This window comes from Amycolatopsis sp. NPDC051045 (assembly GCF_040682955.1).
GTDB lineage: Bacteria > Actinomycetota > Actinomycetes > Mycobacteriales > Pseudonocardiaceae > Amycolatopsis.
This window is the reverse complement of record NZ_JBFBCC010000028.1, coordinates 1-12,796: the sequence shown is the minus strand read 5'-3', so window position 1 is coordinate 12,796 and position 12,796 is coordinate 1. Positions and strand designations below refer to the sequence as shown.

15 protein-coding genes are annotated in these 12,796 nt (G+C 70.6%); 6 read left to right on the top strand and 9 right to left on the bottom strand.

The window, feature by feature from the left end:
* Window positions 1–35: 35 nt before the first annotated feature.
* Window positions 36–899, bottom strand: a complete 864-nt coding sequence (locus AB0M80_RS38555) for an NADP-dependent oxidoreductase (RefSeq protein WP_364574835.1) — start codon at window positions 897–899, stop codon at window positions 36–38.
* Between the two features lie 83 nt (window positions 900–982).
* Between AB0M80_RS38555 and AB0M80_RS38550 the strand changes: the two genes are divergently transcribed.
* The gene (locus AB0M80_RS38550) at window positions 983–1,924 is read left to right on the top strand and encodes an AraC family transcriptional regulator (RefSeq protein ID WP_364574833.1); all 942 of its coding nucleotides are present in this window, start codon (window positions 983–985) and stop codon (window positions 1,922–1,924) included.
* A 70-nt stretch (window positions 1,925–1,994) separates the two neighbouring features.
* Here AB0M80_RS38550 and AB0M80_RS38545 read toward each other — a convergent pair whose 3' ends face one another.
* Complete coding sequence (locus AB0M80_RS38545) at window positions 1,995–4,157, bottom strand: DUF6351 family protein (protein WP_364574831.1); 2,163 nt, start codon at window positions 4,155–4,157, stop codon at window positions 1,995–1,997.
* A gap of 265 nt (window positions 4,158–4,422) precedes the next feature.
* Between AB0M80_RS38545 and AB0M80_RS38540 the strand changes: the two genes are divergently transcribed.
* The gene (locus AB0M80_RS38540) at window positions 4,423–5,031 is read left to right on the top strand and encodes an NAD(P)-binding oxidoreductase (protein WP_364574829.1); all 609 of its coding nucleotides are present in this window, start codon (window positions 4,423–4,425) and stop codon (window positions 5,029–5,031) included.
* On the opposite strand, the gene AB0M80_RS38535 is transcribed toward AB0M80_RS38540, so the two are convergent.
* Window positions 5,032–5,931, bottom strand: coding sequence for a LysR family transcriptional regulator (locus AB0M80_RS38535; RefSeq protein WP_364574827.1), 900 nt, complete (start codon window positions 5,929–5,931; stop codon window positions 5,032–5,034). It abuts the gene before it with no gap.
* 55 nt (window positions 5,932–5,986) lie between these two features.
* Here AB0M80_RS38535 and AB0M80_RS38530 point away from each other — a divergent pair, with 55 nt between their 5' ends.
* The 3 genes from AB0M80_RS38530 to AB0M80_RS38520 all read left to right on the top strand — a co-directional run bounded on the left by AB0M80_RS38530 (window position 5,987) and on the right by AB0M80_RS38520 (window position 7,986).
* Window positions 5,987–6,766: an inositol monophosphatase gene (locus tag AB0M80_RS38530; RefSeq protein ID WP_364574824.1), complete on the top strand. Its 780-nt coding sequence runs from the start codon at window positions 5,987–5,989 to the stop codon at window positions 6,764–6,766.
* A gap of 42 nt (window positions 6,767–6,808) precedes the next feature.
* Window positions 6,809–7,429, top strand: coding sequence for a hypothetical protein (locus AB0M80_RS38525; protein ID WP_364574822.1), 621 nt, complete (start codon window positions 6,809–6,811; stop codon window positions 7,427–7,429).
* A gap of 122 nt (window positions 7,430–7,551) precedes the next feature.
* Window positions 7,552–7,986, top strand: coding sequence for a peptidase inhibitor family I36 protein (locus AB0M80_RS38520; RefSeq protein ID WP_364574820.1), 435 nt, complete (start codon window positions 7,552–7,554; stop codon window positions 7,984–7,986).
* A 186-nt stretch (window positions 7,987–8,172) separates the two neighbouring features.
* Here AB0M80_RS38520 and AB0M80_RS38515 read toward each other — a convergent pair whose 3' ends face one another.
* Both AB0M80_RS38515 and AB0M80_RS38510 read right to left on the bottom strand, forming a co-directional pair.
* Window positions 8,173–8,481, bottom strand: coding sequence for a TetR-like C-terminal domain-containing protein (locus tag AB0M80_RS38515; protein ID WP_364574818.1), 309 nt, complete (start codon window positions 8,479–8,481; stop codon window positions 8,173–8,175).
* 41 nt (window positions 8,482–8,522) lie between these two features.
* Window positions 8,523–9,203 (bottom strand): SDR family oxidoreductase, encoded by a 681-nt coding sequence (locus AB0M80_RS38510; RefSeq protein ID WP_364574816.1) that lies wholly within the window; start codon window positions 9,201–9,203, stop codon window positions 8,523–8,525.
* Between the two features lie 55 nt (window positions 9,204–9,258).
* Between AB0M80_RS38510 and AB0M80_RS38505 the strand changes: the two genes are divergently transcribed.
* Entirely contained in the window at window positions 9,259–9,630 is a 372-nt protein-coding gene (locus AB0M80_RS38505; protein WP_364574814.1) for a helix-turn-helix domain-containing protein, read from the top strand.
* A 55-nt stretch (window positions 9,631–9,685) separates the two neighbouring features.
* Here AB0M80_RS38505 and AB0M80_RS38500 read toward each other — a convergent pair whose 3' ends face one another.
* The 4 genes from AB0M80_RS38500 to AB0M80_RS38485 form a co-directional block, all read right to left on the bottom strand.
* Window positions 9,686–10,420: a dienelactone hydrolase family protein gene (locus AB0M80_RS38500; RefSeq protein ID WP_364574812.1), complete on the bottom strand. Its 735-nt coding sequence runs from the start codon at window positions 10,418–10,420 to the stop codon at window positions 9,686–9,688.
* A 214-nt stretch (window positions 10,421–10,634) separates the two neighbouring features.
* Window positions 10,635–11,582: an NmrA/HSCARG family protein gene (locus AB0M80_RS38495; protein WP_364574810.1), complete on the bottom strand. Its 948-nt coding sequence runs from the start codon at window positions 11,580–11,582 to the stop codon at window positions 10,635–10,637.
* Window positions 11,583–11,637: 55 nt separating this feature from the next.
* Window positions 11,638–12,588 carry an alpha/beta hydrolase gene (locus tag AB0M80_RS38490; RefSeq protein ID WP_364574808.1) on the bottom strand — a complete coding sequence of 317 codons (951 nt, stop codon included), beginning with the start codon at window positions 12,586–12,588 and terminating at the stop codon, window positions 11,638–11,640.
* Between the two features lie 29 nt (window positions 12,589–12,617).
* On the bottom strand, window positions 12,618–12,796 hold a 179-nt coding region (locus tag AB0M80_RS38485), incomplete at its 5' end, for a zinc-binding dehydrogenase (protein ID WP_364574943.1).

The following is a 12,796-nucleotide window of genomic DNA, read 5'->3' as shown; positions in this document are numbered from 1 at the left end:
CCGCCCCCAGTCGACCGGTGGCCGCCGGTGGCCGGTCAACGACAGAGGATCGTGACCTTCCCGCGGATGTCGCCGGCCTCACTCCTGCGGTGCACGTCGGCGAGCCCGTCGAGGGTGTGCGTCTCGGTGACGTCGACGGTCACGACGCCCGCGTCCACGAGGTTCACCAGTTCGGTCAACTGGGCCGTGTCGTAGCGGACGACCACGTGGGTCGAGGTCACCCCCGGCGGCGCGGTCACGGGCGCCGCCGCGGAGATGATCGTGCCGGATCGCCGTACCGGCGGGATCCATGGCGGCGGCGTGCCGACCAGGTGGATCAGCACGTCGACGGGCTCCACGGCCGACGCGACGGACTCGCTGGTGTAGTCGATGATCTCATCGGCGCCGTGCCGCCGGACGGCGTCGAAGCTGCGCGCGCTCGCGGTGGCGATGACGTGCGCGCCGGCGCGTTTCGCGAACTGGACGGCGAACCCGCCGATCCCGCCGCCCGCGCCGTTGACCAGGACGCGCTGCCCGGCGGAGACGTGCGGGAAGACGACCTGCCACGCGGTCAGGCCGGCGAGCGGGATGGCCGCGGCGTCGGTCAGCGGGATGCCGGTGGGCGCGGGAACGAGGCGTCCGTGCGGCGCAACGGCGTACTCCGCGGCCGCTCCCCGCTCGAGCCGGCCGATGACCGGCCGGCCGGCCACCGTTCCCGCGACGTCCCAGCCGAGGGTGCAGGGCAGTGCGATCGGGAACAGCGACCGCAGGGCTCCGGAGCGGAGGGCGGTTTCGGTCGGGTTGAACGACGTCGCCGCGACCTCGACCAGCACCTCACCGTCGCCGGGGAGCGGCCGCGGGACGTCGTCGATCTTGATGACCGAGGGGTCGCCGTGGCGGTGAATCCGTGCGCATCTCATGGAAATCACCCTATGATCGGGCGGGGAGACACTCCATGCGCACAGCTCCTCGTTTTATGTCCGATCCTCTCGTGGGAGAGACTGTGGATGTCTTGAGCGACGTACTCGCCGTGATGCGCAGCGGTGAGCCGCGCTCGGCCCGGGTGGTGTGGAACGCGCCCTGGGGGCAGTGGTTCGCGCCGGTACCGGGCGCCGCGGGATTCCAGGTGGTGCTGCAGGGCACCTGCTGGCTCATCCGGGCGGATGCGGAGCCGCTGCCGCTGACCGCCGGCGACGTGGTCTTCCTGCCCCACGGGCAGGGTCACGCACTGGCCGACAGCCCGGCGACGCCAGTCGACACCCAGGCCTGCGACCCGGACGATCCCGAGTTCGCCGAGCGTTACGCGGACCGGCCGTCGACGGGCACGGGCCCGAAGACCGTGACGCTCTGCGGTGCGTACCGGCTGGATCCGGCGCAAGTGCACCCGTTGCTGTCGAGCCTGCCCGAAGTCGTGCACCTGCCCGCCCGGCTCGACCGTGATCTCCGGGCCGTGGTCGAGCTGCTGTGCGCCGAGCTGGAACGCCCGCGGCTCGGCACGGACGCGCTGATCCCGGCCCTGCTGGACGCGCTGCTGCTGTACCTCCTGCGTGCCTGGTTCGACGAGCGCTCCACGACGGCCGAGACCGGCTGGTCGTCATCGAACTGGGGCGCGGCGTTGCGAGACCCCGCGATCACCGCGGCGCTGCACGCGATCCACAGCGACCCGGCGCACCCCTGGACCGTGGCCGGCCTCGCGGCCCGGGCCGGGCTGTCCCGGGCACCGTTCGCGCGCAGGTTCACCGAGAAGATCGGCCGGCCACCGCTCACCTACCTGACCTGGTGGCGGCTGACCCTCGCCGCCCGGATGCTGCGCGACACCGACGCCCCGCTGCGCGTGATCGCGGGAAAGAGCGGCTACACCTCGGAGTTCGCCTTCGCCAAGGCCTTCAGGCGACACCACGGCACCGCACCCGGCAAACTCCGGCGGGCCGGATCCGAGCGCTGAGCGGCAGACACCGGACGCGCCGCTCCGTCCACTGTGGATCGAACATCCGGCCGGACGCTCACCGAGCCCGTCACCGCAGCTTGGTCGGCGGGGTGGTGCCGGTCCGTTCGTCGCCGTAGCTCAACCACGTCCCGATCGGGGCGTGCTGCCCGACTCCCGGCCGCCTGTAGTCGCACACGCCGTCGGGGAAAGCCGCCCGCAGCCGCGCCCGGTCCGCGGCGGTGAAGGCAACCGGGTAGTCGCGGAAGTCCACCGGCTTCAGCCTGCACTTCAGCACATCGAGGGACAGGCTCTCCCCCGCGACCATCCGGGTGTTCGCCGCCACCGGGTACTGCGCGCCGCACCGGCCGCTCGCCGGGTACGTCAGCTTCTCGGTGATCCGCGACGCGGCGGAAAGGTAGCAACCGTCGCCGAGATCCGCCGGCCGGTTCGCCAGCACCTTCTGCTGGAGACTCCGACGTGAACCGTCGGCGCCGATCGCGGTCAGCCAACGGTCCATCGCGTCGAGCTCGTAGACACTGGCGGCCGCCGCTTCGGCCGCGGTGGCGTGGTTTTCGATGATGACCTGGTTGCCCGCGGTGCCGTTCGCCCGCAGAAGCCGTTGCCGCATCACATAAGACCACTCGGTGGTGTGAATGTCGTTGCCGAACCCGGCGAGGTCGAGATCGGTCCGCTGGTCGATGATCGGCGTTTCCCGCAAACCTTGCGACGCGGAGTTCACGAGATCGAGGGCATACACCGCGTCGAGCGCCTTCGGATCAGCTGCGATCCGCTGCGCCACGGGCTTTCCGGTGTAGTCGAGGCCGCCGATGGTGGCGTTGAGGTCGGCGAATTGCGCCGCGGTGATCGTCCCGGCCTTCAGCGCGGCCAAGCCGTACTGCACACCCGTGGTGTCCAGCGGGCTGCGCACGAACCCGGTCCTCGGGTCCCGCCCGATCTGGTTGACGAGCTGCTCGTTGGAGTTGCACTTCACCCCGCGCGGGTTGGTCACCGGATCCCACCGCGCCGGGACCGGGATGGCCGCGTTGCAGCTGCCGGTCGCGGTGGCGCGGCTGGCGAAGGTCTTGTCCCAGGAGACGCAGGTGTCGTAGCTGGCGAAGCCTGCGACCGCCTGCTTCTGCGCCGCGGTGAACGACGCGCCCGGCCCGGCGAAGTACCGCTCCAGCAAGCGGCAGTCCGACACCGGGCCCCCCGTGCTCAACGGGTCCGGGAACGAGACACCGGGGATGATGCCGTCGACGATGCCCGGGTAGTTCTCCGCGATGTCGTACTGCTGGATCGCCCCACCCGAGCCACCCCAGCCGATGGTGTGGGCTACCGGGCCGTAGGTTTCGACGAAGTGCTCCTTGACCATCATCGCCGCCTCGGCCGAGATGATCGGGCTGCAGTTGTTGTCGAGCACGTTCAGGCTCGACGACGCAACCGCGTAGCCCCGGGCCAGGAACAGATCGTTGACGACCCCGCCGGTCGAGTTGCCTTGGTGGTAGCCCGCGTTGCAGCCGCCGCCGAAGGTGTAGACCAGCTTCCCGTTCCAGCCGGTGCCCGGCGCGACGGGCGACGGCGCGCCGTCGTAAAGAGCCGCCATCTCGTAGACGGCGCGGTCGATCGTGCCGCGCTCCACGCGGACCACGTACGGCACCGCGTGCCCGCCGGCCGTGGCCGTCGCGAGGTCCGCGGGCCGGGTCGCCGGGTCCGCCAGCGGCGCGAACGCCCCGGCGGTCGTCCGGTACTGGTAGCTCACCTGCGGCGGGACGCTGCAGAACGGCTGCGACGCCGCGGGCAGGCCGAACGCCTGGGTCTCGCAGTAGAACGGGTGCTGCTGCGAGCCGGAGAAGACGGGCCCGGTGATCGGGTGGTTGGTGACGCGCAGGTTCGCCCGCCGGTCCGGACCGTGTCCGCTCGTCCTGGCGCTGAAGTCGTTGGCACCGTTGCGCAGGCCGGTCACCAGGCCCAGCAGGCTGCCGTCCGGCTGGGCGTGGAACATCGAGGTCACGTCGTGGCCGTTGACGCTGACGTCGACCCGCCCAGCCTGCGTTCCCTGCGGCGAGCCGACCTTGACCAGGACCTGTCCCCCGCTGACGAGCGCGGGCCGCGGGTTCGACACCGTCTCGATCGTCAGCTGCCGCCTTGGTGGGGCGGCGGGAGCTGCCACCGCCGTCGCGGTCCCCAGCAGGGAGAGCGGCGCGATCAGGACCGCCACCACGATGGATGAGCGCAAAGCACGGTTCGCCACCAGATACTCCGCTCGCTCGTGGCATCGCGTCGTCGCGACACCGGGCAGCTGCCGGTATAGCACCTGCGACCCGACCGGAACAACGTCGAGCAGGCGCGCGGAGACGGCACGGAAATGCTCCAAGTGACGGGGATCGGACAGGTCTGCAAATGTCCGGCTGTCAGATGCCGCAGTGCTGGCACCCCACCTCAATTGCGTCCGAGTAACTTGCCAAGTCAGTTACTTGCACTTGATGTTAAGCGAGGGCCTCCCTAACGTTCTCGGCATGAACCTCACCGTCCTCGCGGCTTCCGGCCAGACCGGCATCGCCCTCACCCGGCAGGCGCTGCGACGTGGTCACACCGTGACCGCCATCGCCCGTGATCCCGAGCGGATCGCCCTGCCCGACTCCTCGAACCTGCGCAAAGTGACGGGCGATGTGACCGACGCGGCCGGCATCGCCGCCGTCGTGGACGGGGATTCCGTGGTCCTCTCCGCCCTCGGCACGGACCGGGCCGGGATTCTCCTGGCCGGTGCCCGGGCCGTCGTCGCCGCCGGCCCACGGCGCGTCATCTGGCTCGGTGCCTACGGCACGGGCAAGTCAGCCGAAGTGGCCGGGGAGGGCGCGGGCGTGCTCGCCGAGGTGCTGGGCGACCGGCTCGCGGACAAGGTCGAAGCCGACAACACCGTTCTCGCGGCCGGGGGCACCGTCTTCCACGCCGGGATGCTCGCCGACGGGCCGGAAAGCCCCCGTCGCCGCACGGTCGGCCTGGACGCCGCACCGCCCTTCGACCTCGGTGCGAAGGTCAGCCGGGAAACCGTCGCCGCGGCGATGCTCGACGAAGCCGAGGCGCCCGGTTTTCCCGGTGCCGTGGCCCTGCCGCTGGCGGAGTAGTCAGCAGGCGGTGATCTCCTCGAACGACGCCCGGACCTGCTCGCGGAGCCAGGCGTGGGCGGGGTCGGAATCGTAGCGCTGGTGCCAGTTGCAGTTGATCGTCGCGGCCGGCGACTCGATCGGCAGCGGCCGGGCGAGGAGCCCGAACGCCTCGATGAGCGGACGGCCGAGGGTCGCCGTGCAGGTGACCAGCGCGTCGCCACGGGCGGCGATCTGCAGGGCGGTGGACACCGTCGCCACCGCCGCGACCACCCGGCGCCGCAGGCCTTCGGCGGCCAGCACGTCGTCGATCGACGCGGTGAGGCGGCCACGCCGGGAGATCACCACGTGCGGGTGCGCCGCGTAGGAGACCAGGTCGAGTCCGCCGGCACAAGGGTGGTCCGCGCGCATCGCCACGACGAGCCGATCGTCGCCGAGCGGCTCGGACCGGAACTCGGGCAGGCTGGGCCGCCCGCCACCGAGTTCCAGATCGACACGGCCGTGTCGCAGGTCGTCGGTGTCGACGGGGTTCTCCGCCAGCACCCGCAGCTGTACCCCCGGAGCCCGCTGCTGGATCCGCCCGACCAGTACCGGTACCAGTGACGCGGTCACCGCGTCGTGGCACTTGATCGTGAAGGTGCGTTCCATCTCGGCCGGATCCAGCTCACGGATCGGCGAGAGCACCTCGTGCGCTTGCCTGACCAGCCGGTGCACGTCCTCCCGCACCGACACCGCGTACGGGGTGGGAGCCATCGAGTGGCCGGTGCGCACCAGGATGTCGTCCCCGGTGACGGCGCGAAGGCGGCCGAGGGTCCGGCTGACCGCGGGCGAGGACAGGTGCAGCCGCTCGGCCGCGCCCATCACGCTGCCCTCTTCGAGGAGGGCGTCCAGCACGGTCAGCAGATTCAAGTCCAATTGCATAAGAGTAAATCCTAACAAGACACAGATTCACTTCCCTCAACTCCAGGAGCCTCCCATGAGCCAGGACCTGCTTGCCGCCACCGTTGCCGCCGTCCGCCACGCCGGTGCCCGGATGAGGACGCGCTATTCCACCGAGTCCCGTCAGCCCGGGCTTCCCGAACTGCTCGCGAACCTCCAGGCCAATGACGCGGCCGTGGTCGACACGTTGCGACCGGCGTTGACCGAGGCCCTGCCGAGCGCGGGCTGGCTCAACGATGAACACGGCTCGGGACCGCTGGCCATGGGCGAGTGGTGGCTCCTCGACCCGGTCGGCGGCAACGTCAACGCCGTCCACGGCATGCCGGACTGGAACATCGGCGTGAGCCTCGTCCGTGACGGCCGCCCGGTGCTGGCGGTGGTCTACTTCCCCGTCCTCGACGAGATGTTCACCGCGACCGAGGGCGGCGGGGCGTTCCTCAACGGCGTCCGGCTGCGGGTTTCGGTCAAGACGTCGCTGGACGGCGCGCTGGCCGGGACCGGCCAGGCCAAGCCGGGTCACGACCCCGAGCTCGCGAAGCGGATGGGCGCCGCCTTCACCGCAATGACGAACTCCGCCCTGTACGTGCGGGTCTCCGTACCGGTGACCGGCCAGCTCGCCCAGGTCGCCGCGGGCCGGATGGACCTGCACTGGCAGTTCGACAACGTCCGGTCCCACGCGGCAGGTGTGCTGCTGGTCCAGGAGGCCGGAGGCGTTGTGACCGACCTCGAGGGCAAACCGTGGGAACTGGCCGGCGAGAGCTACCTCGCCGCCGCGCCGGGTGTGCACGCCGCCGCGCTGGAAGTCCTCACCGCTTGAGGGAAGTCCGGACTCGGCACCGCCACGAACGGGAGATCACGAATGACGACCACCGTGCCGCCCGGCCCCGCCGAAAGCTCCCGCACGCACTCACTCCGCAGACCAAGGACGACCATGAGTATCCTCGCCACGCCCCGAACCACCCCGCCGGCACGGGGCAACCGAGTCCGCTGGCGCATCCCGGCCCGGCTGCGCAAGAGCATCCTCGTCACCCATGTCGTGTCGGCGGGTACCTGGATCGGCATCGATGTCATCTCCGCCGTTCTGGTCGCGATCGGCTGGGTACGTGCGGGCGACGACCGCACCGCCGTGTACCGGGCACTCGCGGACTTCTTCGTCGTTCCCCTGTTGCTGTCGGCTCTCGTAGCGGGAGTGGTCTGCCTCGGCACCGGTGTTCTGCTGGGGCTGGCCACCAAGTGGGGACTCGTTCGCTACCGGTGGGTCGCGGTGAAGCTGGTCCTCAACGTCATCGCTTGCGTGATGCTGCTGGCGTTCCTGGGCCCGATCACCGAACTCGCGTCGGGCGAACAACCGTTGCAGGACATCTGGTTCGTCGCGTTCCTCGCCACCACCGCCATGGTGCTGCTGAGTTTCGCGATGGTGCTTTCGGTCTTCAAGCCGTGGGGCCGAGTCCGGCCTCGGCCGGCTGAACTTGCCTCATGACGCCGACCGTGCCCGGCCCGCGGGCGCCCCGTGACGTCCTCGGCTAAACCGATGCACGCCTTGAGGGGTGTAGCCGGTGTGGTTCCAGGAGGGACCGCACCGGCTTCGAGAAAGGGAAGACGATGGGTTCGAGGGGACGACGGATCGTGCGGGCGACGATGGCGGCCGCAGCGGCGGGAACCATGCTGATGTCGCTCGCGAGCACCGCGCACGCAGCTGCCCGGGACGGGCACTGTGACAACAACGAGTTCTGCCTGTACTGGGGGATCAACCGGTCCGAGTCGCTGTCGGACTTCGCCACGTCGATCCCGGACTACGGGGCCACCCAGCCGACCTGCTATGAATTCAAGGGCGCGGGGCGCGGCCGGCTCACGTGCGTCAAGAACAACGCCGTCTCGGCGTGGAACCGGACTGGCGGCACCGTACGTCTGTACGCCGCGACCAGTTGCACCGGCGACCGGCGCTGGGTGATCCAGCCCGGACAGATCATCAACGACCTTTCCCCGCTGGCCAACCAGAACCAGTCCCACAGCCTCGTTTCGTCGGGCGCCTGCTGATCCACCGCGGGGCTGGTGATCGGGCCGCCCGCCGCAGCCAGGCACGGTAGTTCCAGTCCAGTTCGCAGCATTGGAGGTGGTGGTACCCCAGGACGGCCACCGCGGCGCACCCGTCGGGTGACAGCTCGACCGCGGTGACGTCCTGGGCGCTGAGCGCGAAGGACAGCACCCGGTCGTCGGCCACCTTCAGCTGAGCAGGTCACTCACCAGCCGGCGCGCGTACGCGGGGTCGAGCGAGCCGGGACGGAACAGGATGCGGTACATCATCGGCGCCACCACGCTGTCGAGCACCGTCTCCACGTCCGGCACCGGCTCCCCGCGTTCCGTTGCCCGGAACTGCTCGGCCCACGCTCCCAGGTCGGCCGCGAGGCCGCCCCGGTCCTCGGGCGGGGCCTCGGGCCGCAGCCGCTCCACCGCGACATCGGAAAGCAGCTCGCGCAGGTCACCCCAGCGGCGGTAGATCGTCGACGGCGTGACTTCGGCGCGCGCCGCCACCGAACTTGGGTAACCGTGGCCGTGACCTCGCGGCGTGGGGATCAGCGGTGCCGGGCGCCGCCGTCGACGTGGACCGTCTCGCCCGTCACCCATCCCGCGCCCAAGAGCCACAGGGCGGTGTCGGTGACGTCCTCGAGCGTCCCGACCCTGCCTGCGAGGGAGGCCGCGGCGGCACTGTCGTACATGGCGCGGCGACGCTCGTTCGGAAGCCGGTCCCAGGTGCCCGAGTCGGTGATACCGGGCGCGATGGCGTTGACACGCAGCGGCGCGAGCTCGACGGCCAAGTGGGTGACCAGCGCGGCCAGGGCGGCATTCGCAGTCCCTTTGACGACGGTGCCGGGCTTGGGCTGCCAGCCCACGATGCCGGAGAAGAACAGGAAAGACCCGCCGGCAGGCATCAGGGGGGCGAAGTGCTTGGCCAGCAGCAGCGGGCCGACGACCTTGGCGGAGAAGGCGGCCTGGATCTTGTCGTGTTCCAGGTCGGCCACCGGCACGTCATGGTGAGCCGACGCGGTGGAGATCACGTGGTCGAAGGCGCCGAGCGACTCCGCGGCCCGCGCGATGGTGGCCTCGTCGGTGACGTCGATCCGGACCTCGGGACCGGACCGGGTGGCGACGACGACGTCGGTGCCGGCCTGCCCCGTGCGCCGGACGATCTCGGCGCCGATACCGCGGGCCCCGCCGACGACCAGGATTCGCTTGCCTGTCAGGTTCTCGCTCATGACCGCGACGGTATAGATTTGCTACCGGTATCTTCAACGCTACCGGGAGGCCCCCATGGGCAAGGCGTACAACGTCATGGCGGCGACGTGCCCGAGCCGCACCGTGCTGCACCGCATCGGGGCGCGTTGGACGGTGTTCGCCGTCAACGCACTGGAGGACGGGCCGATGCGGTTCACCGAGCTCAAAGCGCACATCCGCGGGATCACCCCCAAGGCCCTCACCGAGACGCTGCGCGCCATGGAGACCGACGGCCTGCTCGCCCGCACCGACCTGGGCGGCCACCCACCGCACGTCGAGTACGCCCTGACCGAGCTCGGCCGTTCTCTGCTGGTTCCGCTGCGTGCCGTACGGCAGTGGGCGGAGACGCACGTCCCGGACATCCTCGCGGCGCGCGAACGAGCCGGCGTCGGGGAGGCTTCAGGCTGAGGATGCCTCCCCGAACGCCGGCAGTAGCAGCCGTACAACGCACCCGGGTCGGAGCTCAGCCGTTGGCCAGGGCGCGGCCGAGGAGAAGCAGCAGGCGGTCCCAATGAAGCTGCCGAGCGGCGGGGTTGAAGGCGTCGGTGTCGGACATGGTGAAGCCGTGGACGGTACCGGGATAGATCTCGGAGGTGTAGTCGGCACCCGCGGCGTCCAGGGCCTGGTTGAGCTCGCCGAGAGCCTCTGGCGTCAGGTCGGTTTCGGCGTGGCCGAAATGGATCTGAGCGGTGATGCGGTGGAGGCTGTCGGGCCCGGCGGCGCCCACCGGGGCGTGGAACCCGGCGAGGGCGGCCACCTGGCCGGGGTGGGCCGCGGCGGTGCGCGTCGCCAGGAGGCCGCCTATGCAGTAGCCGGTCACCGCGACCGGTCCGGCGCTGACCTCGGGCCGGGTGGTGAGGAACCGGAGGTAGGCGTCGGCGTCACGCAGGACACGTTCGGTGGTGTGCGCCTCGATCAAGGGCATCAGCTGGGCGAAGACCGCGGGCCTGGCTTCTTCTCCGATGTGCTGGGGAAGTTCGATCACCGGTGCCGGGCCGTGCCGGTAGAAGAAGTTGGGGACGAGCACGTAGTACCCGTGACCGGCCAGGTCGCAGGCCATCTCCCGCAGCACGGGCCGGATGCCGAAGCCGTCCGGGTACATCAGCACCCCTGGGTGCCGCCCGCCCTGGTCGGGGAAGGCGGCGAAGGCGTCGGCCTGGCCGTCCGCGGTCGGAATCTGCAGCGTCTTGGTGGGCATGAAGTCTCCTGTCGTGGTTGATGCGTCGAGCCTGTGATCAACACGACGGGAGGCGGAGCCCGCGCAGCAGCGCAAGATCCTCGAACGAACAGCGGGCCCGCACCGGCCCACGCGGCGCTCAGAAGAGCACCGGGTCACCAATCCGTGTGTGGCGCAATGCCGTCCCGGGAATCATGCCCCAAAGCATAGGCCACCAGCCGAGAGCCGACGTCGGTCAGGTCGGCCTGACCGCCTCGATGTGCTCGCTCAGCCAGCTGCGGAAGGTTTGCAGGCGCGGGTTGAGCGACCGGACCACGTCGAGGTCGCGCGCACCGACGAAGTCACGCTCGCCTTCGACGTAGAACTGGAACATGTTGCCGAACTCGTCACCCGCGGGCAGTCCGAGCGCGCGGAACTCCTCGTGCGTGAGGGGCCGGTAGTCGACCGGTTCGCCGAGGGCGTCGGCGAACGCGGCGGCGTACTCGGCGCCGGTCAGGTGTTCACCCGCGATGCTGACGGTCTCGCCGACGTACTTGTCGCCGGCGGCGAACACTCCGTAGGCGGTGCGGCCGATGTCCTCGGCCGCGATGCCGGACAGTTTGGCCTCCCCCATCGGCAAGGTGAGCACGAGCCGGCCGTCCTCGCCCCGCGCCGGCCCGGTGCCCTGGGTGAATCCTTCCCAGTAGAAAGTGCTTCGCAGGTAGGTGGTCGGCACACCCGAGTCGCGGAAGAACGCGTCCGCCTCGGCCTTGGCGTCGAAGTGCGGGACCGTGTAGCGGTTCTGCAGCACCGGAACCCGTTGGCCGGACACGGGAATGACCTCGCGGGTGTCTTCCAGGGTCGACCAGACGACGTGGGCGACTCCGGCCGCCTTCGCGGCACGGGCGGCGGTCGCGGCCTGCGCCAGTTCGACGTCGGCGGACATGGATTCCCAGAAGTTGGTCACCACGTAGGCGCCGTGGGCGCCCTCGAACGCCCGCCGCAGGGACTCCTCGTCGTCCAGGGTCGCCTCCACCACCTCGGCGCCCCGCTCGGCCAGCGCACGGGCCTTCGCCGAGCCTGCGTTCCTGGTGACGGCCCGCGCGGCGAACGGACCGGCGGGATCGTCCAAAATGGCCCGGACGAGACCTCCGCCCTGCGCACCCGTCGAACCCAGCACCGCGATGATCTTCTTGTCGCTCATGAACACTTCCTCTGTAGTGCCGCCGCAACCCGGCGACGGCTTGGTCATTGCGGGCTCAGATCGACTTGAGCACCCGGACCCGGTCGGCGACCGCACGGCGGGCGACGTCGGATTCGAAGGCGATGGAGTCGAACTCGTGGGGTGCGCCGGGGTGGAGGTGGAACTCGACCGGCACGCCGGCGCGGCTGAGTTTGGTGGCGTAGGCGGTGTCTTCGTCGCGGAAGACGTCGAGCTGGCCGACTTCGATGTAGGCGGACGGGAGGCCGGTGGCGTCATCGAGGCGGGCCGGTGCCGCGGTGGCGGGGACGTCGGGGCCGCCGGCGGCCTCACCGAGTAGTGCCGGCCACGCGGTGCGGCTGTCGTCGTAGGACCACAGCACGTAGGGCGCGATGTGCGGGTCGGGGGTGGTGGTGCGGTCGTCGAGCATCGGCATGATGAGGATCTGCCGGGCGATCCGCGGGCCGCCGCGTTCGCGGGCGAGGATGGTCAGCGCCGCGGCCAGGCCGCCGCCGGCGCTGTCGCCCATCACCCCGATGCGCGTGGGGTCGACGCCCAGTTCGGTGGCGTGGTCGTGGAGCCAGCGCAGTGCGGTGTAGGCGTCTTCGAGCGGTGTGGGGAAGGGGTGCTCGGGGGCGCGGCGGTATTCGACCGAGAGCATCGGCACGCCGCTGGCGGAGACGTAGCGGGCGACGGGCCCGTCGAACAGGTCGATGTGGCCGAAGATGTAGCCGCCGCCGTGGAAGAACAGCACGGCCGGGCCGGGTGTCGCACCTTCCTTGACGTACCAGCGCATGGTGATCTGCGCGCCGTCGTCGGCGGTGGCGCGGTACTCGCTGGTCGTCACATCGGCCGGGATCGGCTGGGCCGCCCCGGCGGCGCCGATGATCGGTTCCCACAGGGCGCGGCGCGCCGCGATGTCCCCGACGGCCGGTGGGGTGGTTTCGGCCATCGCCCCGGCCATCGGGGCCAGTGCTTCGGCGATTTCGGGGTCCAAGCTGAGGGCCATGGTCTTGCCTTCCGGGATCGGGTGGGGTGTCAGGCGGGGAGGACGATGACCTTGCCGTGCAGGGTGCCGTCGGTGGCGCGGGTGTGCAGGGTGGCCAGTTCGGGCAGCGGCATTCGTTCGGTGACCTCGACGCGCAGCTCGCCACCGTCGACGAGTGCCACCAGGTCGGCCAGTTGGTCGGCGTTGCTGCGGACGAACAGGTCGATGC